The sequence below is a fragment of the Agrobacterium sp. GW821-FHT14E08 genome, from assembly GCF_058803865.1.
In genome coordinates, this window is the sequence record NZ_JBXAPJ010000001.1 from 1,337,419 (window position 1) to 1,361,634 (window position 24,216).

General features: G+C 59.7%; 19 protein-coding genes. 12 read left to right on the top strand and 7 right to left on the bottom strand.

Annotated elements, in window-relative coordinates:
• Positions 1–4 precede the first annotated feature (4 nt).
• The 5 genes from AC1ROR_RS06625 to AC1ROR_RS06645 form a co-directional block, all read right to left on the bottom strand.
• The gene (locus AC1ROR_RS06625) at positions 5–1,255 is read right to left on the bottom strand and encodes a cysteine desulfurase (protein WP_498588947.1); all 1,251 of its coding nucleotides are present in this window, start codon (positions 1,253–1,255) and stop codon (positions 5–7) included.
• Positions 1,248–2,519, bottom strand: a complete 1,272-nt coding sequence (sufD, locus tag AC1ROR_RS06630; protein ID WP_498588948.1) for a Fe-S cluster assembly protein SufD — start codon at positions 2,517–2,519, stop codon at positions 1,248–1,250. Before sufD ends, AC1ROR_RS06625 begins: the two co-directional genes overlap by 8 nt.
• Before the next feature lie 22 nt (positions 2,520–2,541).
• A complete protein-coding gene (gene sufC / locus AC1ROR_RS06635) occupies positions 2,542–3,297 on the bottom strand; it encodes a Fe-S cluster assembly ATPase SufC (RefSeq protein WP_003522658.1) in 756 nt (251 codons plus the stop codon).
• A gap of 238 nt (positions 3,298–3,535) precedes the next feature.
• Positions 3,536–5,005, bottom strand: a complete 1,470-nt coding sequence (gene sufB, locus AC1ROR_RS06640; protein WP_006698793.1) for a Fe-S cluster assembly protein SufB — start codon at positions 5,003–5,005, stop codon at positions 3,536–3,538.
• Between the two features lie 197 nt (positions 5,006–5,202).
• Positions 5,203–6,372 carry a cysteine desulfurase family protein gene (locus AC1ROR_RS06645; RefSeq protein WP_498588949.1) on the bottom strand — a complete coding sequence of 390 codons (1,170 nt, stop codon included), beginning with the start codon at positions 6,370–6,372 and terminating at the stop codon, positions 5,203–5,205.
• A gap of 211 nt (positions 6,373–6,583) precedes the next feature.
• On the opposite strand from AC1ROR_RS06645, the gene AC1ROR_RS06650 reads away from it, so the two are divergent.
• A complete protein-coding gene (locus AC1ROR_RS06650) occupies positions 6,584–7,261 on the top strand; it encodes an alpha/beta hydrolase (protein WP_020012833.1) in 678 nt (225 codons plus the stop codon).
• A gap of 249 nt (positions 7,262–7,510) precedes the next feature.
• Here AC1ROR_RS06650 and AC1ROR_RS06655 read toward each other — a convergent pair whose 3' ends face one another.
• Positions 7,511–8,635 (bottom strand): anhydro-N-acetylmuramic acid kinase, encoded by a 1,125-nt coding sequence (locus AC1ROR_RS06655; RefSeq protein WP_498588950.1) that lies wholly within the window; start codon positions 8,633–8,635, stop codon positions 7,511–7,513.
• 148 nt (positions 8,636–8,783) lie between these two features.
• Between AC1ROR_RS06655 and tyrS the strand changes: the two genes are divergently transcribed.
• Positions 8,784–10,037 carry a tyrosine--tRNA ligase gene (tyrS, locus tag AC1ROR_RS06660; protein ID WP_035224250.1) on the top strand — a complete coding sequence of 418 codons (1,254 nt, stop codon included), beginning with the start codon at positions 8,784–8,786 and terminating at the stop codon, positions 10,035–10,037.
• 239 nt (positions 10,038–10,276) lie between these two features.
• On the opposite strand, the gene AC1ROR_RS06665 is transcribed toward tyrS, so the two are convergent.
• Positions 10,277–13,660, bottom strand: coding sequence for a YhdP family protein (locus tag AC1ROR_RS06665; protein ID WP_498588951.1), 3,384 nt, complete (start codon positions 13,658–13,660; stop codon positions 10,277–10,279).
• Positions 13,661–13,779: 119 nt separating this feature from the next.
• On the opposite strand from AC1ROR_RS06665, the gene AC1ROR_RS06670 reads away from it, so the two are divergent.
• The 10 genes from AC1ROR_RS06670 (at position 13,780) to AC1ROR_RS06715 (ending at position 24,120) form a co-directional block, all read left to right on the top strand.
• Positions 13,780–14,247, top strand: coding sequence for a peroxiredoxin (locus AC1ROR_RS06670; protein WP_498588952.1), 468 nt, complete (start codon positions 13,780–13,782; stop codon positions 14,245–14,247).
• A gap of 15 nt (positions 14,248–14,262) precedes the next feature.
• A complete protein-coding gene (locus AC1ROR_RS06675; RefSeq protein ID WP_498588953.1) occupies positions 14,263–15,090 on the top strand; it encodes a ferritin-like domain-containing protein in 828 nt (275 codons plus the stop codon).
• A 160-nt stretch (positions 15,091–15,250) separates the two neighbouring features.
• Positions 15,251–16,546: a M23 family metallopeptidase gene (locus AC1ROR_RS06680; protein ID WP_498588954.1), complete on the top strand. Its 1,296-nt coding sequence runs from the start codon at positions 15,251–15,253 to the stop codon at positions 16,544–16,546.
• A gap of 219 nt (positions 16,547–16,765) precedes the next feature.
• Entirely contained in the window at positions 16,766–18,271 is a 1,506-nt protein-coding gene (locus AC1ROR_RS06685) for a DEAD/DEAH box helicase (protein ID WP_498588955.1), read from the top strand.
• A 29-nt stretch (positions 18,272–18,300) separates the two neighbouring features.
• Positions 18,301–18,717: an NUDIX domain-containing protein gene (locus AC1ROR_RS06690; RefSeq protein ID WP_498588956.1), complete on the top strand. Its 417-nt coding sequence runs from the start codon at positions 18,301–18,303 to the stop codon at positions 18,715–18,717.
• 826 nt (positions 18,718–19,543) lie between these two features.
• On the top strand, positions 19,544–20,671 hold the full coding sequence (locus tag AC1ROR_RS06695) for a branched-chain amino acid ABC transporter substrate-binding protein (protein WP_498588957.1): 1,128 nt from the start codon (positions 19,544–19,546) through the stop codon (positions 20,669–20,671).
• A 110-nt stretch (positions 20,672–20,781) separates the two neighbouring features.
• Positions 20,782–21,459 carry a ribulose-phosphate 3-epimerase gene (gene rpe / locus AC1ROR_RS06700; protein WP_035224231.1) on the top strand — a complete coding sequence of 226 codons (678 nt, stop codon included), beginning with the start codon at positions 20,782–20,784 and terminating at the stop codon, positions 21,457–21,459.
• 60 nt (positions 21,460–21,519) lie between these two features.
• Positions 21,520–22,056 carry a hypothetical protein gene (locus AC1ROR_RS06705; protein WP_498588958.1) on the top strand — a complete coding sequence of 179 codons (537 nt, stop codon included), beginning with the start codon at positions 21,520–21,522 and terminating at the stop codon, positions 22,054–22,056.
• Between the two features lie 124 nt (positions 22,057–22,180).
• Entirely contained in the window at positions 22,181–23,488 is a 1,308-nt protein-coding gene (gene purB / locus AC1ROR_RS06710) for an adenylosuccinate lyase (RefSeq protein ID WP_035224226.1), read from the top strand.
• A gap of 68 nt (positions 23,489–23,556) precedes the next feature.
• A complete protein-coding gene (locus AC1ROR_RS06715) occupies positions 23,557–24,120 on the top strand; it encodes an alpha/beta hydrolase (protein WP_003495376.1) in 564 nt (187 codons plus the stop codon).
• Positions 24,121–24,216 lie beyond the last annotated feature (96 nt).

Here is a 24,216-nt window from a genome sequence, read left to right on the forward strand (position 1 = left end):
GATATCAGGCGAAAAATTTGCGCGCATATTCCAGCGCCTCAACAAGAGAGTCTACTTCGGCGCGGGTATTGTAAAGGCCGAACGATGCCCGGCATGTGGAGGTGACGCCAAAGCGTTTCAAGAGCGGCATGGCGCAATGGGTGCCCGCACGTACCGCAACGCCGCGCCTGTCGATCACCATCGAGACATCATGGGCGTGAATGCCCTCAAGCTCGAAGGAGAAGATGCCGCCCTTGTCAGGCGCATTGCCGATGATGCGCAGCGAATTGATCTCGCGCAGACGCTCCGTGGCGTAAGCGGCAAGATCGGCCTCATGTGCGGCAATCGCGGCGCGGCCGAGATTGTCCATGTAATCCAGCGCGTAACCGAGGCCGATCGCCTGCACGATGGGCGGCGTGCCGGCTTCGAAACGGTGCGGCGGCTCGTTATAGGTCACATTGTCTTCGGTAACGTCGAGGATCATCTCGCCGCCGCCCTGGAACGGCCGCATCTCGCGCAGGCGATCCGCCTTGCCATAGAGCACACCGATGCCCGAGGGACCGTAAAGCTTGTGGCCGGTCATCACATACCAGTCGCAATCGATATCGCGCACATCGACCGGCATGTGAACCGCGCCCTGCGAACCATCGACCAACACCGGAATGCCGCGCTCATGCGCGATACGGCAGATTTCCTTGACCGGCACGATGGTGCCGAGCGCATTCGACATATGGGTGATAGCGACAAGCTTGGTGCGCTCCGTCAGGCTCTTTTCGAAAGCCTCGATGTGGAACGCGCCGTCATCATCGACCGGCACCCAGACGAGCTTTGCACCCTGCCGCTCGCGGATGAAATGCCACGGCACGATGTTGGAATGATGCTCCATGATCGAGATGACGATCTCGTCGCCCTCGCCGATCTTCGGCATGCCGTAACCGTAAGCGACCGTGTTTATCGCTTCCGTTGAGGATTTGGTGAAGACAATCTCGTCCACCGAACCGGCATTCAGGAAACGGCGCACCTTTTCGCGCGCCGCCTCATAGGCGTCGGTTGCGGCATTGGAGAGGAAATGCAGGCCGCGATGCACATTCGCATACTCATTTGCATAAGCATGCGAAACGGCGTCGATCACCACCTGCGGTTTTTGAGCGGACGCGCCGTTGTCGAGATAGACCAGCGGCTTGCCATAGACCTCGCGCGACAGGATCGGGAAATCCTTGCGCACGGCTTCAATGTCATAAGGGGCCGCCAATGCGGCGCGTTCGCTCTCAGGCATGATGTTCCAGCCAGCCGGAGATGATCGTCTCCAGCGCCTCTACCAGATTTTCTTCTTCCAGTTCCTCGACGATCTCGGCGACGAAGGCGTTGACGAGCATCGCCCGTGCCTTCGCCCGCGGCACGCCGCGCGCCATCAGGTAATAGAGATGATTGTCGCTGATATCGGCAACCGTCGCACCATGGCCGCACTGAACATCGTCAGCGAAGATTTCCAGTTCCGGCTTTGCCGAGAACTCGCCATCGTCGGACATCAGAAGCGTATTGCACGCCATCTTCGCATCGGTCTTCTGGGCATCGGGCGCCACCCGGATCATGCCCTGGAAAATACCCTTTGCACGGTCGAACACCACGTTGCGGAATACTTCCGTCGAGGTCGTATTCGGTACGTTGTGGCCGAGAACCATCGTCACGTCGGTATGGGTTTCGCCACCCAGCAGGTTGACGCCGCGAACGATGAGGTCAGTGCCCTCACCTTCCACATCAATGCGCAGTTCCTGACGTACCAGCTTGCCGCCGGCATTGACAATGAACAGGCGAATCTTGGCGTCCGCACCGATTTTCATGCGCAGCTGGCCAAGATGGATATCGGCCGCACCCTGTTGCTGCAGGATGATCCAGGTCACTTCCGCGCCATCCTCGACCACGATGTCGCTGACGGAGGAAACGAAGGCTGCATCCGAAGTCACCGAAAGGTGACGCTCGATGACGGTCGCCTTGGAGCCCTTGCCGAAACGGACCGGGAAGCGGCTGTGAACCTGGCCTGCGCCATGGACCGCCTGCAATTCGATCGGCTTCTCGATATCGGCATCGGCCGGGATCTCGAGCACCAGACCATCGCGCACGAAGCTGCCGTTGATGCGGCCGATCGCGTCATCCTTGCTGGCTTCCGCAAGGCCTGCGGCCGCGGAACCGTCAGCCAGGCTTTCGGCAAAGCGCGACACGCGGATGTCTTCGATCTTGCCGATATCGGCCGTCCCGTGCTGCATATAGGCAACCAGAGAGCCGGCAACCGTTGGTGTCTGCTTTTCAATAACAGGCGCGGGCCGGTCTTCCGGAACGGCGCGCAGCAGGCTTTTCAGATCGGTATAGTGCCACGCCTCGATGCGGCGGGTCGGAAGACCACCGGTCTTCAGATCGTCAAACAGCACGTCACGCGCGGCGACAACAGCGCCGTCGCCCGGCAATTCGCTGAACTTGGCGGTGTAAGCGTCGACCAGCGCGGTTTCCGCTGGCGTCAGCCGGTTGGTAGCTTGAATGTTCATGGACATCACCTCCTGGCCCGACTTAGGCCGCTTCACCGATGATGTCGGCGTAACCGTTGTTTTCCAGTTCCAGCGCCAGCGCCTTGTCACCCGAGCGGATGATCTTGCCCTTGTAGAGAACGTGAACGCTGTCAGGCACGATGTAATCCAGCAGGCGCTGATAGTGGGTGATGACGACGGTAGCGCGATCCGGCGACTTCAGCGCATTGACGCCATCAGCAACGATCTTCAGCGCGTCGATGTCGAGGCCGCTATCGGTTTCGTCGAGAACGCAGAGCTTCGGCTCCAAGAGCGCCATCTGCAGGATCTCGGCGCGCTTCTTCTCACCGCCGGAGAAGCCGACGTTCAGCGGACGCTTCAGCATCTCCATGTCGATCTTCAGATCGCCGGCGGCTTCCTTGACGCGGCGGATGAAATCCGGCGTCGTCAGCTCGGACTCGCCGCGCGCCTTGCGCTGCTCGTTCATCGCAACCTTCAGAAACTGCATGGTGGCGACGCCGGGAATTTCGACCGGGTACTGGAAAGCAAGGAAGATGCCCTTGGCGGCGCGCTCGGCGGCATCCAGTTCCAGAATGCTTTCGCCGTTATAGAGAATGTCACCAGAGGTGACTTCATAATCTTCGCGGCCCGACAGGATGTAGGACAGCGTCGACTTGCCGGAACCGTTCGGGCCCATGATGGCGGCGACTTCACCAGCGGCAACCTTCAGGTTGAGGCCCTTGATGATCTCGGTTTCGGTATCGGCGATCTTTGCGTGCAGGTCGATGATTTCAAGCATGTTCAATTCTCTCGATCTTGTTTTCTCTTTCTGGAAGAGAAACGTTCAAATATCTCTGGTCTCAGTGCATCGGTCAGCCAGAATATCGCTGCCAACGCCAGACCGCTGCCTATCAGAAGAGGCTTGGCGAATGTCCACCCCGCCAGCAGCCCGCCAACTCCCACAAAAACTCCGCACATCGATACGAATATGCAAAGTAATATGAGGAGCGCAGGGCCGCCGAGTCGGGATGTCTCCATCAGCCGACCGAACCTTCCAGCGAAATGCCGATCAGCTTCTGCGCTTCCACGGCAAATTCCATTGGCAGTTCCTGAATGACTTCCTTGACAAAGCCGTTGACGATCAGCGCGATCGCCGCTTCCTCGGGAATGCCGCGCTGCAGGCAGTAGAACAGCTGGTCTTCGGAAATCTTCGACGTCGTCGCCTCGTGTTCGAAATGCGCAGAGGAGTTCTTCGCTTCGATATAGGGCACGGTATGCGCGCCGCATTTGTCGCCGATCAGAAGCGAGTCGCACTGCGTAAAGTTACGCGTGTTGGTCGCCTTGCGGTGGGCCGAAACCTGGCCGCGATAGACGTTTTCCGAAAAGCCGGCGGCAATGCCCTTGGCGATGATGCGGCTCGACGTGTTCTTGCCGAGATGGATCATCTTGGTGCCGCTGTCGATCTGCTGATGGCCGTTGGAGACCGCGATCGAATAGAACTCGCCACGGCTGTCATCACCGCGCAGGATGCAGGACGGGTATTTCCAGGTGATGGCCGAGCCGGTTTCCACCTGCGTCCACGAAATCTTCGAACGGTTGCCGCGGCAATCGCCACGCTTGGTCACGAAGTTGTAGATGCCGCCCTTGCCTTCCTTGTCGCCCGGATACCAGTTCTGGACGGTGGAATATTTGATTTCGGCATCATCAAGCGCCACCAGTTCGACAACCGCCGCGTGAAGCTGGTTCTCGTCGCGCTGGGGAGCGGTGCAGCCTTCCAGATAGGAGACGTAAGCACCCTCTTCGGCGATGATCAGCGTGCGCTCGAACTGGCCGGTGTTCTTTTCATTGATGCGGAAATAGGTGGAAAGCTCCATCGGGCAGCGAACACCCTTGGGCACGAAGACGAAGGAACCGTCGGTGAAGACAGCCGAGTTCAGCGTCGCGTAGAAATTGTCCGTCGTCGGAACGACCGAGCCGAGATATTTCTTCACCAGTTCCGGGTGCTCGCGCACGGCTTCCGAAATCGACATGAAGATGACGCCGGCTTTCGCCAGTTCCGCCTTGAAGGTGGTGACGACGGAGACGCTGTCGAACACGGCGTCCACCGCAACCTGGCGCTTTTCGACGCCGGCGAGGATTTCCTGTTCCTTCAGCGGAATGCCGAGCTTTTCATAGACCTTCAGAAGCTCCGGATCGACTTCATCGAGCGACTTCGGGCCGGGCGTGCTTTTCGGCGCCGCGTAATAATAGAGATCGTTGAAGTCGATCTTGGGGTAGCTGACGCGTGCCCATGTCGGCTCTTCCATCGTCAGCCAGCGCTTGTAAGCCTCAAGACGCCATTCCAGCATCCATTCCGGCTCCTGCTTCTTGGCCGAGATGAAACGGATCACCTCTTCCGAAAGGCCCTTCGGGGCCTTGTCGACTTCGATATTGGTTTCGAAGCCATATTTATACTGGTCCACATCGATCTGGCGGACCTGATCGATCGTTTCCTGAACCGCTGCCATGTCGTTCTCCAATCTCGCCGGAGCCAAGGTCCGGTGGCTTGTCAACGTATCAAGGCGGAAAGCCGCCTTATCCATCTTCGGGCAATGTCACCGCGCCGTTAAGCGGGGCGGAGCTTATACCCATGTAAGTGCGGGATGGCGCTTTTCACACATCCCGGCAAGCGGAAAATTGCTATTCCGCAATTCTTTGCCGCATTTTAAGCGGCCTGACCGGAAAGCCTGCGCCGCCCGGCAATTTTCGTGAACGCCGCAAGCGTCCGTTCTATATCGGCCTCATCAGTCGCATGGCCAAGGGAAATCCTGAGTGCGCCGAGCTTGGGATCACGCCCCATCGCGCTCAGCACATGGCTTTCCCCCACCTTGCCGGATGAGCAGGCCGAACCGGCAGAGAGCGCAATGCCTTCAATATCGAAAGCGATCTGCCCCGTTTCCGCCTTCAGGCCCGGCAGGGTGAAAAACGTGGTATTGCCAACGCGGGCAACGTCCTCGCCGTGGATGATCACGTCAGGCGCGCTCACGCGCATGCCGTCTTCCAGCCGCGACCGCAGAGCGGCAAGACGCGCCGCTTCAATCTCGAGATTCCGGGCCGCCACAGCGGCAGCCGCGCCAAACCCGATGACCGACAGGGTATTTTCCGTGCCGGAACGATGCCCCTTCTCCTGCCCGCCGCCATGGATCAGCGGCTTCGGCATCATCACCTCGCCGCGCGAGATGAGAGCACCAGCCCCCTTGGGGCCACCGAGCTTATGGGACGAGACAACCACGAAATCGGCATCGAGCGCATTGATATCGAGCGGAACCCGGCCTGCCGCCTGAACGGCATCAACCACCATCAATCCACCCGCCGCATGCACCAGCCGCGCCGCTTCCGCCACCGGCTGGAGGATGCCGGTCTCATTGTTCACCAGCATGCAGGCAACCATCGGCAGGCCGGTGGAAGCATCATGCGAAGACAGAAGCGCCTCAAGTGCGGCAAGATCGATGACACCCGCTGACGTAACGGGAATTTCCGTAACGTCAGCCTTGCCGAACCGGCCGCCTTCGCGAAAGGCGGGGTGCTCGATAGCGGAGACGTAAAGACGGCCATAGCGCACGGGAGCGCGCCCCATCCTGAATTCAGGCGTCAGCACTAGATTGGCGGCTTCCGTCGCACCGCTGGTGAAGGTGACGTGGGCGGCCTGCGCGCCGGCAAGCGCTGCAACCTCGCGGCGGGCGGCCTCGACGGCAGCGCGCGCCGCACGCCCTTCCCGGTGAACGGAAGACGGGTTGCCGGAAAGATCGAGCGCCGACACAAGGACATCACGCACGGCGGGCAGAAGCGGCGCCGTGGCGTTCCAGTCCATATATGTGCGCGTCAAACCCGTCATGGCGATGAGGCTTTATCCAATCTTCAATGCGCAAAAACGCATTTTTCTTGAAATTACAGTTGCGCTTGTCTTATGACACCACCCGAGTGCTTAAGCACACGCAAAGTTTCGAATTATTCTAAACTGCGTTCTAGAAAAGATGACACAGTTCGTCAAGTCTTCTCATCGGAAGAATGCGGTTGGAGAATGAAAAAACACGACCGGAGTACCAATGCCCGAAGTCATCTTTAACGGCCCTGCGGGTCGCCTCGAAGGCCGTTATCAACCCTCCAAGGAAAAGAGCGCGCCGATAGCGATCATCCTTCATCCGCACCCGCAGTTTGGCGGCACGATGAACAACCAGATCGTCTATCAGCTCTTCTATCTTTTCCAGAAGCGCGGCTTCACGACGCTCCGGTTCAATTTCCGCTCCATCGGCCGCAGCCAGGGCGAATTCGACCATGGCGCCGGCGAGCTTTCCGACGCCGCTTCCGCACTCGACTGGGTGCAGAGCCTGCATCCCGATTCGAAGAGCTGCTGGGTCGCGGGTTATTCCTTCGGCGCCTGGATCGGCATGCAGCTTCTGATGCGCCGCCCGGAAATCGAAGGTTTCATGTCGATTGCGCCGCAGCCCAATACCTACGACTTCTCCTTCCTCGCCCCCTGCCCGTCGTCGGGCCTCATCATCAATGGTGATAGCGACAAGGTCGCGCCTGAAAAGGACGTCAACGGTCTGGTAGAAAAGCTGAAGACCCAGAAGGGCATCCTCATCACCCACCGCACCCTTCCCGGCGCCAACCACTTCTTCAATGGCAAGGTGGATGAGCTGATGGGCGAATGCGAGGACTATCTCGACCGTCGCTTGAACGGCGAGCTGGTGCCGGAACCGGCGGCCAAGCGCATTCGGTGATTGGCTGCGCCTCTTGGCGGGCGGCTCGATTTTTCTACAATGATCGCCGGCGGGTGCGGTTTACCCCCCTCTGCCCTGCCGGGCATCTCCCCCTCAAGGGGGGAGATCAGCAAGAGGCTTGCTCTTCGCCTCGGCTGCGACGTTCAAAATGGTCGAAAGGTCGCCACGATTCGATCTCCCCCCTTGAGGGGGAGATGCCCGGCAGGGCAGAGGGGGGTAAGCCACCCCCACCGTCGCCAAACATGATCGTCATTCCGATCGCACCAAAACCCCACCCGTCACCGGCTCCCTCACCCCCGTCGTACCGGGATAGGTCAGCGGCAACCCCTTCAGCGAACGCACCGCCAGATAGGCCCAGGCCTCCGCCTCCATCGCTCCGCCATCGAAACCCGCCTCTTCCGCCGCGATCACCCGCGCTCCGGACTTTGCAGCAAGGCCCGCAAACTCCGCCATGATCACCGGATTAAGCCGCCCGCCGCCACAGACCACATAGGTCTTCGCCGCTTCGGGCAGATAGCTCGCCGACTTCAGAATCGCGGCCCCCGTCAGATGCGCCAGCGTCCGCGCCCCATCCGCCAGCGAGACTTCCCCTTTTTTCGGCGGCACGAAATCGCTGCGGTCCAGCGACCGGCGGATATTGGCTGAAAAAAACGGGCTTTCCATATAACGCGCCACAAGTGACGCGACGACGCTGCCGCCCGCCGCCGTCTTCCCGCCCTTGTCGAAGGCCTTGCCCGTATGCGCCTCGATCCACTGGTCGATCAACATATTGCCCGGTCCGCTATCGAAAGCGGCAAGCCGTCCGCCATCACCGATATAGGTGAGATTGGAAATGCCGCCGATATTGACGAAAACGGCGGGCGTTTCGAACCCATCAGGCAGATTGGCGGAAAGCGCCATGTGATAGGCGGGAATGAGCGGCGCACCCTGCCCGCCATGCACCATGTCATTGGCGCGCATGTCGTAAACCACGTCGATGCCGGTTTCGGAGGCCAGAAGCGCGCCGTCGCCGATCTGCACGGTCAGCGCCTCATCCGGTCGGTGCAGCACCGTCTGGCCGTGAAAGCCGATCACGTCGATATCGCCGGACTGGAGCCGGTGACGATGGAGGAAGGATTGCACCGCCGCCGCATGGGCGAGCGTCAGCTTGCGCTCGGCCTCCACTAGGTCGCCGGGGCGTTCGCGTCGCTCTTGAATGGCTTTGGCTGTAACCAACGCCTTTTGCCAGATGGCGCGCAGGCCCGGATCATAGGGGAAATATCCGCTCGGCCCATGCCGAACCACGCTTTCGCCATCCGTGCGCAAAAGGGCGATATCGATGCCGTCCATCGATGTGCCGCTCATCAGCCCGATTGCCGTTTTGACCTCGCCCACCTGCCGCTCCCCTGCAATCACGAATCATCATCGAGTGAATCCCGACATTCATGGCCGAAACGGGTGCACATTTCAAAAAACAATGATAAAGGCGCGACGGTCATTGGTTTTCGATGGCCGCAAAGATCAAACCAGAAAGAAAAAGGTTATGTCCAGGTTCAAGTCCGATTTCCTCCGCACGCTCGATGAGCGCGGCTTCATTCACCAGATCTCCGACGAGTCGGGTCTCGACGAACTGTTCGCCAAGGAAACCGTGACCGCCTATATCGGCTATGACCCGACGGCTTCGAGTTTGCATGTCGGCCACCTGACCCAGATCATGATGCTGCACTGGATGCAGAAGACCGGCCACCAGCCGATCTCGCTGATGGGCGGCGGCACCGGCATGGTCGGCGATCCCTCCTTCAAGGAGGAAGCCCGCAAGCTGATGACGATCGACATGATCGAGGACAACATCACCTCGCTCAAGCATGTCTTCGCCAATTACCTCGATTATGACCGCGCCAACAATCCGGCGCTGATGATCAACAATGCCGACTGGCTGCGTGGTCTGAACTACCTCGAATTCCTGCGCGATGTCGGCCGCCATTTCTCGGTCAACCGCATGCTGTCCTTCGACAGCGTGAAGACGCGCCTCGACCGCGAGCAGTCGCTGTCCTTCCTCGAATTCAACTACATGATCCTGCAGGCCTACGACTTCGTGGAGCTGAACCAGCGCACCGGCTGCCGCCTGCAGATGGGTGGCTCGGACCAGTGGGGCAACATCATCAACGGTATCGACCTTGGTCACCGCATGGGGACGCCGCAGCTCTACGCGCTGACCTCGCCGCTTCTAACCACCTCTTCGGGTGCGAAGATGGGCAAGTCCGCTTCGGGCGCGGTGTGGCTGAACAAGGACCTGCTGCCGGTCTATGATTTCTGGCAATACTGGCGCAACACGGAAGATGCGGACGTGGTTCGCTTTGCGAAACTCTTCACCACGCTGCCGATGGATGAGATCGCCCGTATCGCCGCGCTTGGCGGATCGGAGATCAACGAGGCGAAGAAAATCCTCGCGACCGAAGTGACCGCCATCCTGCATGGCCGCGCGGCTGCGGAAGAAGCGGCCGAGACGGCGCGCAAGACTTTCGAGGAAGGTGCGCTCGCCGAAAACCTGCCCTCCATCGAGGTTCCGACATCCGAACTCGATGCCGGCCTCGGCGTTCTCTCGCTCATCGTCCGCGCCGGTCTCGCCGGCTCGAACGGCGAGGCCCGCCGCCACGTTCAGGGCGGTGCGGTGAAGATCAACGACGTCAGCGTTTCGGATGAACGCCAGACGGTTGGTTCCGGTGAAGTGACCGGCGACGGCGTCATCAAGCTGTCGGTCGGCAAGAAGAAGCACGTTCTGGTTCGCCCGGCGTAAGACTTACAAAAACATCGTGTCGAGGACTGCGAAAGCGGTCCTCAATGCGCCGATACCCCCACTTCCGTCATGCCGGACTAGATCCGGCATCCAGCCACGGCGCGTCTGCGCCGTGAAAGGGCTCTCGCGCGATCAAGGACTTGATCGCACTGGACCCCGGATCAGGTCCGGGGTGACGGAGCGCGGGTGCACCCGTTCTCGCCAAACAGCCGCTTGCGCCAAGCTTTGCGACGCTCCATTCACTGAAATTCGAAAATCTGCCGGAACACACCGGGCGCGATCAGCGACAGCGGATTGATCGTCAGCTTCGGCTGGTCCGTCTGGCCTGATAGTTTGAAGGTGATGCCGAGCAGACCCCGGTCGCGGCCATTGCCGAGGAAGATGCCGATGAAGGGCAATTCGCCGAACAGCCGGTTCAGGCCATAGGCGGGCATGAAGGTGCCGGTCATGTCCATACGGCCGCTCTGGTCCTTCAGCAGGCCCTGGAAGGTCGCGCCGATCTGCTCGCCGCGCACGACGCCGTTTTCCACCGCAACCGAACCGTTGACGTAAACGACCCGGGCAAAACCGCGCTGGAACTTCTCCGAGCTGACATCGATATTGCGGCGCACCGCATTGTTGAGGCTCCTGCCATCCTCACCCGTCGGCGTGGCGACGATATCCTGCAGCTTGGCTTCGTTGACGACGGCAAAATTGCGCAGGTCGAGCGATCCGCTCCAGTCGCTGCCATTGGAGGTGGTGAGTGCAAGGTTGAGAAGGCCGCCGCGGATACGGCTATAGATATTGGCGAAACGGGCAAGCGACCCCGCATCGCTGCTGGTCAGCGTCACCGTTCCCGTTGCCCCGCGATTGACGGTCTGCGCCACGACCGCCTGGCCGTTGCCGGTGACGCCACGGAAATCCACCGAGCGCACCTTGCCGTCACGCACGCTGATATCCGAGCTGACATTGGCGAGGATTTCGTCGTTGAATCCGTAAACCTTGTCAAATTGCGTTTTGATGGCAAGGGATGGCTGCGCGCGCGATGTCCCATCACCACCGCCGGAAGAACTGCGCAGCTTCGAAAGGAAAGGCCTGACATCGGCGGATTTTCCCGAAGCATTGATGCTATAGCCGTTTTTCGAGGCGGCGACCGAAACGGCGTAATTGTCGGAAGGCGACAATTGCACGCGGCTGAGATCGGCTGAAATCAGCCCGTTCTTGCTGAAGGCAATATCGCCGGCAGCGCCGAAGCCATCGCCATCGAGGGAAAAATCACTGATCGTCGTGCGGCCATCCACCACCTCCATGGTGAAGGCGGCTTTTGCCGGAATGCCGATACCCTTGCTCCAGCCAAGCCCCGGCAGAATGATCGATGCCTTGTTCAGGTCGAGCCGGACATCCTGACGTTTGGGATCGGCCCCTGAAATTTCCATCACCGTCGTGCCGCCAAGGACTGTCGAAAGCTCCGGCGCAAGCTTGGCAACCTGCGACTCGTTCAAGGTTGCCTTCAGCAACAGTGTCGGAGAGACGTCGCTGTTCTTGCGCACAGGTTCCGTCATTTCGATGTCCATCGGCACATCGTCCACCCGGCCTTTGCCCTCAAGCCTGAGCTGCCGGTCGTTCAAAGCCATGAAACCATCGAGCGCGGTCACCTTGTGGCCGGCGAACGGCTTTGTCAGCGACAGGTTCTTGAGGTCGAGATCGGCCGTCCATACCGGCGGAGGCGGATTTTGGCTGGAGAGCAGCCCTATGGTCAGCTTCGCATTCGCCTTCACATCGCCGGTGAAATCGTCCGGCTTGAACTGCGTATCCTTAAGGGCATTGATGGGTTTCAGCGTCGCAAGCTCCGCCACGGCATCGGCTGGGCCCGCAACATTCAGCTCAAGATTTCCAAGCAGCGGCTTGTCATAGACATCGGAGATCAGGAAACGGCTGTTCTCAAGCGCAAGCGAGCGATTGGACGGGAAATAGGATGTCGCCCGCTTGATATCGACACTCATCTGGCCGCCGACGAGATTGAAATGCGCGTCGACATCGCGCAGCGGCGGAATGTCGCCGGTCGTATTGAGCCGCGTATCGTCAATATCGAAGCGGATCTGCATTTCGCTCTCGCCAAGCACCAGCGGGCAACCGGGACCGCACATCCGCCCCTGCGGAATGAAAACGGCAATCGAGCCATTCGTGATCGTCCCGCCATAAAGGTTGGAAACCACCCATTCGCGCGGCTTGTGCGCCATCCAGAACGGCCAGAGCTGCTTGACCGCCGTCGCCTCCATCTTCGGAATCTGCCCCGCGAAACTGATTTCCGGCGATCCTTCTCCGAACCGGATTTTCAGCGATCCCGCCATGTCTCCAAGTGGACCACTGACATAAAGCGAAGGGACCTCGAGCTGTTTCGTGGCCGCCGTAAATTGCCCATCCGCTTTCAGGCTGAAGGGAACAGGCGCCTCACCCGAGGCTTCGGCGGAAGCGACCGCATTGTCGATCCGCAGCGAAAGACCGAAGCCCTCTTCGGTATCCCTGATTTCACCAACGACCGGAACAACCGTCCGTCCCAACTCCACCCGTGAGTTTTCGATCACGAGCGTGCTCTTTTGAAAATCGTAGCGGGCATTGACCGTGCCGGCGGTAAAGGGCTGGGCCTCGCCACCGATCAGAAGCGTTCCATTGCCCATGCCGACCGAGACATCCAGCCGTGGCTCGTGCCCTTCCATGGCGCGGCGGGCAACGATGCTGACACCGGTCTTGACGTTCAGCCCCTCATGAATATTGCCCTGCGGATCGTATTTTTCCAGAAACGGGCCTATATCGAAACCGTCTATCCGGGCCTGAAAGCCATCGATCACGCCGCCGCCGCCCGAGGTTTTCAGCGACACGCTGGCAATTTCACCGTTAAACAAGGTTTCGCCATCAAGCGCATAGCCGCCCTGCTGGTCGGGCGTCAGCGACAGTTCCCGCACCTCGATGGTGCGCGGTTTACCGAGTTCACCGGGCGGCAGATGAACCGAAACGCTGGAAATATCGATTTCCTCGGTTCCGCTGCTCAAGAAAGCCTGTGCAAGCTTGTCGAGCTGCCCGAAAGCCTCCTGCAATTGCTGCGGCACCGCGTCGAGCTTGACACTGGACAGATCGAAACCGTTGCCCTTGGGCAAGAGCGCCGTATCGAGCTCCATGCCATCGGCCTCGAGGCTCTGTACCGAGACGCGGCCAGCCAGAAGCGCAAGCGGATCGAGCGCCATGCCGATCGCCCGCGCCCGGCTCAGATGCTGGCCGGATTCCTTCTCGACAATATCCACATCCTGCGCCACCAGCGCCAGCCGCAGCCCGGTCGAGAATCGGATGGCCGATGAGCCTATCCGCGCGCTGTAGTGAGGCCCGAGCGCCCTTTCCAGCGCCTGCTGCGCCTGGCTGGAAAGGGTCTTGTCGATCGATCCGGTTTCAACGGAGACGATGATGCCGCCGATCGACAGAAAGGCGAGCACGAAAAGAGCAGCGAAAATCTTGATGAAGGCACGCGCCATGGAACGCGGCGGCGGGCAATGCACGATGATGGGATCTTCCGCCTGCGCCGAAGGGAGATCGTGCAGCGCAATGATATCGCGCTTGCCGAACGTAACCTTTTCACCCCTGACTTCAGCCATACGCCCGTGTTTGCCCCTGAATAGCTTTTGTTTCGCCCCAACACTGGACGACGCGCCGTTTCGCTATATATCGAATGTGGCGACTTTCACTCAACATCCCGGCGAAAGAAAGGTGGATTATGACAGACTTGACGATTGGCAGCCCGGCTCCGGATTTCACTTTGCCCCGTAACGGTGAAGGAACGGTGACATTGTCCGGCCTGCGAGGCAAGGCGGTCGTTCTCTATTTCTACCCAAAGGACGATACATCCGGCTGCACCGCCGAAGCGATCGACTTCAGCGCCCTTGGCGGAGAATTCGAGGCCGCCAACACGGTCGTCATCGGCATTTCCCCTGACAGCGTCAAGAGCCATGACAAGTTCGCCGCAAAACACGCGCTCAGCGTCATGCTCGCCTCCGACGAGGACAGGAAGGCTCTCGAAGCCTATGGCGTCTGGAAGGAAAAAAGCATGTATGGCAAAAAATACATGGGCGTCGAACGCACCACCTTCCTCATCGCACCCGATGGCACAATCGCCGAGATCTGGAACAAGGTGAAGGTTCCGGGCCACGCACAGGCCGTCCTGGAGGCCGCAGGCAAACTCTGAGAGACAGCGCCTGTCGTGACGCCCCCGTTCAAAATCATGTCGCTGCGCGGCGGCGCCACCGAGGCGATCGCCAGCGCCGATCTCGACAGAAAAACCGCATTGGCGCAGGAGACGGCGACGCGATGGTTCGAACGCCGCCTGTCGCTGCGCTCCCCTCTCGATCCGCCCCTGCCCGAACGTCCGGGCAGGCCGGAAAAGCCGCAGCTCGTTCCGCCGACCGCCGTCGAGCGCCGCTCCCTTCACACCGTCAAGGGCCGCATAGCGCTGTTGCATGCCATTGCCCATATCGAGCTGAACGCCGTTGACCTCGCACTCGACATCGTTGCCCGTTATGCCAGCGAGCCGGTGCCGCATTCCTTTTTCGACGGCTGGATGCAGGTCGCCTTCGAGGAGGCGAAACATTTCCGGCTGGTGCGTGACCGGCTGCGGAGCCTGGGCGCCGATTACGGCGATCTGCCGGCCCATGACGGGCTTTGGCAGGCAGCCCACTCGACCCGCAACGACCTGACTGCGCGGCTCGCGGTCGTCCCTCTCATTCTTGAAGCGCGCGGGCTGGATGTGACGCCCTCCCTGCAGGCAAAGATGCGGGAAACCGGAGATATGGAAAGTGCCGCCGTTCTCGATGTCATCTACAATGATGAAAAGGGCCATGTCGCCATCGGCGCCAAATGGTTCCGGTTTCTGTGCGCCCGCGAAAAGAAGGACCCGGCAGCCACTTTCAAACAGCTGGTGCGCACCAATTTCCGCGGCCCGCTGAAGCCGCCCTTCAACGACCTCGCCCGCGCCGAAGCAGGTCTGACGCCATCTTTTTATCGCTCGCTTACCGCCGTCAGCAACAGCTGACGCCGCTTTCGGCCCTGAGAGCCTCTCCGGCAAAACTTCGTTAACCTTAACGAATTATGATTTCCTCCAGTGCCCCGTGCGTCCGGTCGGACGCGCGAATGACGCTCCAAACTGTTGAATCTACGCGTCGTGCTTTGCGAAGCCAGCCCGGAGAGAGATTTTGACTGATACAACGGAAAACCGGGTATTCGGCAAAAAGCGTGAGCCACACGTCCTCATTCTGGCGCGCGGTGACAAGGTTCGGCATCTGACGATCCGGCCCTGGATGTCGGCACTTGCCGGCTGCACCATCGGTCTTCTTTCACTCGGTTATCTCGGAGCTACCGGCTATCTCATCCTGCGCGACGACCTGATCGGCGCAACCATGGCGCGCCAGACGCGCATCCAGAACGATTACGAAGACCGCATCGCAGCGCTGAGAGCGCAGGTGGACCGCGTTACTTCACGGCAATTGCTCGACCAGCAGGTGGTTGAAAAGAAAGTGGAAAAACTGCTGGAACAGCAGGCCGCCCTCACCTCCAGGCACGGACGCATGAGCGAATTGCTGGAACGCGCGGAAAATTCCGGCATCGCCGCTTCGCCGGCCGCACCTTCCTCTCTCTCGAATGCGATGGCACCGGAAAAACGCGCCGATATGTCCGGCGGCCTTTCCGCCATCGAAAAGCTGATGGCGCCCCGGAAATTGCAGCCAGAAAATGCCGGAACCGACAAGCGGGCGTCCTACGTTCCCGAAGCCGGCGAAACACCTTCCGACCGGGCCGACCGGGTGTTCTCCAAGGTGACGCTTTCGCTGAAGGACATCGAGCGCCAGCAGATATCGCGCATAGCCAGGCTGACCAGCGACGCCGAGGACAAGGCGAGCGCGATGCAGGACATCATCCGTCAGGCCGGCCTGAAAATCGACGAAAGCGGCACGGACGATGTTGGCGGTCCCTATGCCGATCCCCAGCGCAGCGAAACCGATCCCTTCAATCTGTCGCTCACCAATCTCGACAATGCGCTCAACCGTCTGGATATCGTCAAGGAAAGCGCAACCGCCCTGCCCTTCGGCAATCCGGCTCCCGGCAGGACGATCACCAGCCGATTCGGCAATCGGATGGATCCGTTCCTCGGACGACCCGCCTTGCATACCGGCATCGATTTCCGTGCAGAAACCGGCGCGGACGTGAAGGCAACCGGTGCCGGCAAGGTGACGGTGGCGGAAAATTCCGGCGGCTACGGCAATATGGTCGAGATCGACCACGGCCAGGGCGTGTCGACGCGATTCGGCCACCTCTCCGCCATTCTGGTCAGGGTGGGTGAGAAAGTGGAGGCCGGCGACGTTATCGGCCGGGCCGGCAGCACCGGCCGCTCGACCGGTCCGCATGTGCATTATGAAGTACGCCGCAACGATACGCCTGTTGATCCGATGCGGTTCCTTATCGCCGGTGCAGAGCTTAAAACCTATCTTAAATAGTCGGCCGAATTTAACGCTTTTTTTGCGCTTTTTACGATAAATCGCGCAAAACCGCGCCGAAGGCTAAAAAGCCCCGCTCGAACCGCGACGTTTCGCGTGCATTTCCCGTTGTTTCCTTGACTTTCCGGCAATTTGGGCATATCCCCGCGCCAAGTCTTTGCAAGTGTCGCAGCGGCACGCAGGTGTTCTTACCGAACCAGAACGGAAAAAGTTCTTCCTTTGACAACATTCTCTGATCTTGGCCTGAGCCAAAAAGTTCTTTCCGCTATTGCAGATGCCGGCTACACGACGCCGACACCCATTCAGGCCGGCGCAATTCCGCCCGCGCTGGAAAAGCGTGATATCTGCGGTATCGCACAGACAGGCACGGGGAAAACCGCTTCCTTTGTTCTGCCCATGCTCACCTTGCTCGAGAAGGGCCGCGCACGCGCCAGAATGCCGCGCACGCTGATCCTCGAGCCGACCCGTGAACTCGCAGCGCAGGTCGCCGAAAACTTCGAGAAATACGGCAAGAATCACAAGCTGAACGTCGCCCTTCTGATCGGTGGCGTTTCCTTCGAAGATCAGGACCGCAAGCTTGAGCGCGGCGCCGATGTTCTCATCTGCACACCCGGCCGTCTTCTCGACCATTGCGAGCGCGGCAAGCTGCTGATGACCGGCGTGGAAATCCTCGTCATCGATGAAGCCGACCGCATGCTGGACATGGGCTTCATTCCGGATATCGAGCGTATCGCCAAGATGATCCCCTTTACCCGGCAAACGCTGTTCTTTTCCGCCACCATGCCGCCGGAAATCCAGAAGCTCGCCGACCGGTTCCTGCAGAACCCCACCCGTGTCGAGGTTGCCAAGCCCTCCTCCACGGCAAAGACGGTCACGCAGCGCATCGTCGCAGCGCACAACAAGGATTATGAGAAGCGCGCCGTCCTGCGCGATCTCGTCCGTGCCGAAGAGACCGAACTCAAGAACGCCATCATCTTCTGCAACCGCAAGAAGGATGTGGCAGACCTGTTCCGCTCGCTGGATCGTCACGGCTTTTCCGTCGGCGCCCTGCATGGCGACATGGACCAGCGTTCGCGCACCACGATGCTGCAGAATTTCCGCGATGGAAATCTGACGCTGCTGGTCGCCTCCGACGTTGCAGCACGCGGACTGGACATTCCCGATGTCAGCCACGTCTTCAACTTCGATGTTCCCATTCACGCTGAAGACTATGTCCACCGCATCGGCCGCACCGGTCGCGCGGGCCGTTCGGGCAAGGCCTTCACCCTCGTCACCAAAAGCGACGCAAAATATCTGGACGCGATCGAGAAGCTGATCGCCGAGAAGATCGAGTGGCTGAATGGTGATCTGTCCTCGCTCCCCGCCCCCATGGAAAGCTTTGAAAGCAATTCCGGCCGCCGGGGCAGCAAGGAACGTGGCGGCAGGGGCCGCGACAGAAACCGTCGCGATGCACCCGCATCGCCGGTCGAAAACATCAATCAGGTTGCACAATCCGCTGTGGACACGGACATCCCGGCTCATGGAGACGACAAGGTGAAAGCAGAACGCAGACCGGAAAAGACCCCGCGCAATTCTGAGCGCAACAACCGCAACCAGCCGCATGCCAATGACGACAACCGCGACCGTCGTCGCCACTATCGCGACCATGATGACGGCCCGACGCCCGTTGGTTTCGGCGACGACATTCCCGCATTCATGCTGATCGTGGCAAACGCCAAGGCCTGAGCCCACCAGACTGCCGCGGGAATGAAAACATGACGCCGACCATCAAGCCAGGACAGGATTTTCCAGGCGTCGGCGTTGGCCTCGCCATATTGCGCGATGGCCAGCTTCTCCTCTGCCGGCGCATGAAAGCGCCGGAGGCAGGATACTGGAATATTCCAGGCGGCAAGGTTGACCACCTGGAATCCGCCCTCGCCGCAGCAAGGCGAGAGGCCGAAGAAGAAACCGGGCTGATAATCGGCAGGGTCGAATTTCTCTGCCACAGCGAATATATCAATCCGGAAGACCGCCATCACTGGGTCTCGCTGATCTTCATGACGCGTGACACACAGGGTGAACCGACCCTGACGGAACCGGACAAGCTTTCCGAAATCGGCTGGTTCGACCTCGATGCCCTTCCAGCACCCCTCTCCGCTTTTGCGAAAGACGCCTTGACCGCGCTGAAATAAAGCCGGGCAACAAACAGCGAACCGCCGCTCTGCCGGCGCAATGACGGCATTTTTCCGTCTCAAGGAGAGATTTGCGGGGTATCGAACATGCTCACGCCCGCGCCAGAAGACCCGCTTTCATGCGATTTATTTTCAGCAAACATAATTATAGAAGAATGTTTTTGCGCGAAGCTTTACAAATACAATTTAAAATTGCTTAAATTAGCACAATGTAAAAAACCGCCCCAGTTGCCTGAAGCGGTTTATACGTGATGAAATAAATAGAATAAGAAATGTAATATAGTCTGGCAGTGCTTATAATCGGAACACTTCCGAGGCCTTTTAAAGCCAATTTCAGTCGTCCCCTGAAACACGGATATCTAAGCTAAACATTTACTTTCCGTCAAGCAAATCTTCTCGCAAATGCGAAAAAAACATGGCAAGAAGCAAATGGCATGCAAAAAAATCAGAATATTATCTTTGCATATCAATGAATTGAAGAGATGAAAATTAAATGTGCAGCCTATCGCGCTGCACTTAAAAAGTGCAGAATGAGATATTAATCTGCATAAAATTTGCTTATAAGCTCGGCATGTTACAGCATTATAAAGTAAAGAGCCTCTCGTAGAGCGCAGGCGATACTTCTTTTTGCACTCTGCGGAAATTCCATTAGCTTTCGAGCAACGATAATCGGCAGATCGCCCATAATTGCGCCAAACACCAACAACCAGGACGTGTCGTCGTCCTCCTGCCTTTCGAATCGGATAAGTTCCACCACAACCATCGCGAAGGGCGGTCGATGTGCGATTCTGCGGGGGTGTCAGTGATTTTTCCTTTGGAAAACCGATTGTTGCCGATAAACATCAAGCCGGGACAACAGGATTTCGATCACGTCATGCTTTCACTTCGCCTGCTAACGATTATCGCCGGTTTTGCCCTTGCGGGCTCAGCAAGTGCGGCATCGATCGGCATCGTTGCTCCACAGAACGGTCCCTACGAGCTTTTGGGACAGCAGCTACGGCAGGGCGCGAAGGCGGCCGCCGCCAAGCTCGGGCTGGACGTCGTCGAAATCCATGAGAGCTGCGAAGACGGCAGCGGCGGTGCGATTGCCGACGGCCTGGTGGCCGCCAAAGTCAGCGCCGCAATCGGGTTCCTTTGCACCGAGACGCTTCAGGGCGTTTTGCCGCCCCTCAAGGCGGCGGCCATTCCGGCGATCACGCTCTCCAGCCGCGCCCCGATCCTGATGGAAGACGCCCTTAAATACGGCTGGCCGCTCTTCCGCCTAACCCCATCGGACAGGGCCGAGTCGGACAGGGCGGCGGAAATCATCCTGCGTGACTGGAAAGGGCATTCGATCGGTCTTGTGGATGACGGCACGATCTTCAGCCGCGACCTGATCGACCGCATCCGCTCGACGCTGGAGGAAAACGGGCTGAAACCCACCTTCGCCGATACGATCCGCCCCGGCCAGGAACAGCAGGTGGCGCTTGTGCGCCGGCTGGCGCGAACCGGGATCACACATGTTTTCATCGGCGGCGAGCGCAATGACATTGCGATCATCGCCAGAGATGCCGCTTCGGAAAACATTCCGCTTACCATCATGGGCAGCGATGCCATGAATGCGGCGAACAATCCGGTTGCGCTTGCCGCCAATGTGCTGGCGATCACCCGCCCCGCCTATGACACGCTGCCCTCGGCACAGGCCGTTGCCGGTGAATTGCGCGCCGCCAATATCGAACCGGAAGGATACACCCTGCCCGCCTATGCGGCGACGGAGCTAACCGCAGCGCTCGCCGAAGCGGCGCAATCGCAGGGAAAACCCGCACCCGAAATATTGGCAGGCGGCACCGTCTTCAAAACCGTCATCGGCGATATCGTTTTTAACCCGTCGCATGAACTTGCGGACAATCCCTATCGCCTGCAGCGGTGGAACGGCCAGCGCTTCGAACCGGCGGACAAGGCCGAGCGACAGTAAGTGAAGCCGGCTTCACCGGAAATTCAACAAGTCGCGGCTGAGGCCGTTTCAAACCCGGATACATGATGCTAAAGGCAGCGTTGAGCAACGCGTCGAGAGGAGTTTGCCCCATGTCCCTTCCCATCCGGATAGCACCGTCCATCCTGGCTGCCAATTTCGCCAAGCTTGGGCAGGAAGTCGCCGATGTGACGGAAGCAGGCGCGGACTGGATCCATCTCGATGTCATGGACGGCCATTTCGTGCCCAACATCTCGTTCGGACCGGATGTGATCAAGGCGCTTCGCCCGCACAGCAATGCCTTTTTTGATTGCCATCTGATGATCGCTCCCGTCGATCCCTATCTGGAGGCCTTCGCCAAGGCCGGCTGCGACGGCATCACCGTGCATGCGGAGGCAGGGCCGCACCTGCATCGCTCGCTTCAAACCATTCGCACGCTCGGCAGGAAGGCCGGTGTGACGCTCAACCCTGCCACACCGCTCTCCGTCATCGAGAACGTTCTTGATGATGTCGATCTCATCCTGATCATGAGCGTCAATCCCGGCTTCGGCGGGCAGAAATTCATTCCCGCCATGCTCGACAAGATCCGCGCGGCAAAAGCGATGATCGGCGACCGGCCGATCGAACTTGAAGTGGATGGCGGTGTGACGGCGCAGACCGCCGGCGCGATCGTTGCCGCAGGCGCCAATGCACTCGTGGCCGGCTCGGCCATCTTCAAGGGAGACGGCGTCGAGGATTATCGTAAAACGGTCTCGCTGCTGCGCACGACGGCGGAAGCCGGGCAGTCCTGATCCGACGCCGAACGCGGAGACGCCGGAAACGAGACTGCAGGCGTTTGGGTGGGGGCTTTGATGGAGAGCGAAACGCAGGATTTCCGTAAGATAATATCGGTCTCTTTGTTTCCGCTCCTTGCCCCGCTCGTCTGGGCCGCCTCTTCGGCAGCCAGCGCCGCCCTCGGCCTCTATCTCAGAAACCGGTTCGAAACCGACCATGCTGCCGACATCGTAATATTGTTCTTCTGCGGTGGCCTTCTGGGCTGGCCCTTGGCGATGGTTGCCCTGCGCTTCGTCCCCGCATCCCTCAACGTCCCGCTGCGCCTTGCGGCAAGCTGCCTTGCCATCGCCTTCTTCACCGTAGCGGTCACGGCAGTTTTTTTCGCTTTTCAGTACCGCATCTTTTATGCGCAGTGGCATGCGCCGGCATTTTCCCGCATCTGGTTTTTCCAGCAGCTCTTCACCTCGCTCGGCGCGATCTACCAGTTCTGCATTCTGGGCCTTCGCCTCTATTTTCCATTTGCCGCCGTTCCGCTGCTGCTTGCAGGCCTTGTCCTTTGCAGACGGGCACATGGAGCGCCGCACATCCGTTCAGACGCACAAAGGACGCTGTGACACTTTGAATATGCGCATCGGGCCGATGCGCAGGCCTGATAGCTGATTGAGATTACCGGAACACTTTGCTAAACGGGCAGCAAAATTCCTCCACAGAGAATTCCACACAAAGAAAGTCATTGCCATGATCCCTCGTTACTCCCGGCCGGAAATGGTCGCCATCTGGTCGCCGGAAACAAAGTTCCGCATCTGGTTCGAGATCGAGGCGCATGCCTGTGACGCGTTGGCCGAACTCGGCGTCATCCCCAAATCGGCTGCCCAGACCATCTGGGAAAAGGGCGGCAGCGCCACTTTCGACGTCGCCCGCATCGACGAGATCGAGGCCGTCACCAAGCACGACGTCATCGCTTTCCTGACGCACCTTGCCGAATTTGTCGGCCCCGATAGCCGTTTCGTCCACCAGGGCATGACATCGTCGGACGTGCTCGACACCACGCTCAACATCCAGCTCGTGCGCGCCGCCGATCTGCTGCTTGCCGATATGGACCGTGTACTCGCCGCACTGAAGACCCGCGCCTTCGAGCATAAGAACACGGTGCGCATCGGCCGCAGCCACGGCATCCATGCCGAGCCGACCACCATGGGCCTGACCTTTGCCCGCTTTTATGCCGAGATGCACCGCAACCGCGAGCGCCTCGTCAATGCCCGTGCGGAAATCGCCACTGGCGCGATCTCCGGCGCCGTCGGCACCTTCGCCAATATCGACCCGCGCGTGGAAGAACATGTCTGTGCCAAGCTCGGCCTCATTCCCGAGCCGGTCTCCACGCAGGTCATCCCGCGTGACCGTCACGCCATGTTCTTCGCCGTCCTCGGCGTCATCGCCTCCTCGATTGAAAACGTCGCCATCGAAATCCGCCACATGCAGCGCACCGAGGTTCTGGAAGCGGAAGAGTTCTTCTCTCCCGGCCAGAAGGGTTCCTCCGCCATGCCGCACAAGCGCAACCCGGTGCTCACCGAAAACCTGACGGGCCTTGCCCGTCTGGTGCGCATGTCGGTCGTCCCGGCGATGGAAAACGTGGCGCTCTGGCATGAGCGGGATATCAGCCACTCCTCTGTGGAGCGCGCCATCGGCCCTGACACCACCGTTACCCTCGACTTCGCACTGAACCGCCTTGCCGGCGTCATCGAAAAGCTGGTGATCTACCCGGACAACATGTTGAAGAACATGAACAAGTTCCGTGGCCTCGTGCATTCGCAGCGCGTTCTCTTGGCGCTGACGCAGGCCGGCGTTTCGCGTGAGGACGCCTATCGCCTGGTGCAGCGCAACGCCATGAAGGTCTGGGAACAGGGTGCGGATTTCCTTGAAGAACTGCTGGGCGATGAGGAAGTGCGCGCCGCCCTTCCCGAAGATGCCATCCGCGAGAAGTTCGATCTCGGCTACCACACCAAGCATGTCGACACGATCTTCAAGCGCGTCTTCGGCAACGCCTGAGCAAACACCCTGAAGTTAATGCCGTCGCGGCCTTGATCGCGGCGGCATCACGACACAGATATGGGCGCATGAAAGTTTCAGAAGCAGATATCCTCATCGTACCGGGTTACACCAATTCCGGCCCAGACCACTGGCAGACCCGCTGGGAGCGCAAGCTTTCCACCGCGCGCCGTGTCGAGCAGGCCGAGTGGACAAAACCGGTGAGGCACGATTGGGTGGCGCGGCTGGTGGAAGAGGTCAACGCCTCGACCAAGCCCGTCGTTCTCGTCGCCCATTCACTGGGTGTGCCGACCGTCATCCACGCCATTCCGGAAATCGGCAGGAAAGTTGCAGGCGCGCTTCTCGTCGCACCGCCGGACGTCGCCAATCCGGATATCCGGCCAAAACATCTGATGACCTTCGGCCCCTATCCGCGTGATCCGCTGCCATTTCCGGCCATCACCATCGCCAGCCGCAACGATCCCTTCGGCTCTTATGAACATGCCGACGATATTGCCGCCGCCTGGGGTTCGCTGCTGATCGATGCCGGCATGTCCGGCCATATCAACGCCGAGTCCGGCCATGGACCATGGCCCGAAGGCGGCATGGTGTTCGCCCAGTTCCTGAGCCGCCTGAAGGCAAACGAGCCCTGAGAGGTACGAAGGGCGAGACCCGTCCCGCCCCTTGCCGCTTGCGCCGGCCGATTTTCAGCCATGGGACATTGTCGGCCCGACATAAGAATTGAAGGG

What these genes read in the sequence shown, in the direction of transcription:
- AC1ROR_RS06625 (WP_498588947.1), bottom strand. Translation starts at nt 1,255, where the DNA reads ATGCCTGAGAGCGAACGCGCCGCATTGGCGGCCCCTTATGACATTGAA.
- AC1ROR_RS06645 (WP_498588949.1), bottom strand. Translation starts at nt 6,372, where the DNA reads ATGACGGGTTTGACGCGCACATATATGGACTGGAACGCCACGGCGCCG.
- AC1ROR_RS06665 (WP_498588951.1), bottom strand. Translation starts at nt 13,660, where the DNA reads ATGGCTGAAGTCAGGGGTGAAAAGGTTACGTTCGGCAAGCGCGATATC.
- rpe (WP_035224231.1), top strand. Translation starts at nt 20,782, where the DNA reads ATGTCCCTTCCCATCCGGATAGCACCGTCCATCCTGGCTGCCAATTTC.
- sufB (WP_006698793.1), bottom strand. Translation starts at nt 5,005, where the DNA reads ATGGCAGCGGTTCAGGAAACGATCGATCAGGTCCGCCAGATCGATGTG.
- AC1ROR_RS06715 (WP_003495376.1), top strand. Translation starts at nt 23,557, where the DNA reads ATGAAAGTTTCAGAAGCAGATATCCTCATCGTACCGGGTTACACCAAT.
- AC1ROR_RS06705 (WP_498588958.1), top strand. Translation starts at nt 21,520, where the DNA reads ATGGAGAGCGAAACGCAGGATTTCCGTAAGATAATATCGGTCTCTTTG.
- tyrS (WP_035224250.1), top strand. Translation starts at nt 8,784, where the DNA reads ATGTCCAGGTTCAAGTCCGATTTCCTCCGCACGCTCGATGAGCGCGGC.
- AC1ROR_RS06670 (WP_498588952.1), top strand. Translation starts at nt 13,780, where the DNA reads ATGACAGACTTGACGATTGGCAGCCCGGCTCCGGATTTCACTTTGCCC.
- AC1ROR_RS06650 (WP_020012833.1), top strand. Translation starts at nt 6,584, where the DNA reads ATGCCCGAAGTCATCTTTAACGGCCCTGCGGGTCGCCTCGAAGGCCGT.
- sufC (WP_003522658.1), bottom strand. Translation starts at nt 3,297, where the DNA reads ATGCTTGAAATCATCGACCTGCACGCAAAGATCGCCGATACCGAAACC.
- AC1ROR_RS06690 (WP_498588956.1), top strand. Translation starts at nt 18,301, where the DNA reads ATGACGCCGACCATCAAGCCAGGACAGGATTTTCCAGGCGTCGGCGTT.
- sufD (WP_498588948.1), bottom strand. Translation starts at nt 2,519, where the DNA reads ATGAACATTCAAGCTACCAACCGGCTGACGCCAGCGGAAACCGCGCTG.
- purB (WP_035224226.1), top strand. Translation starts at nt 22,181, where the DNA reads ATGATCCCTCGTTACTCCCGGCCGGAAATGGTCGCCATCTGGTCGCCG.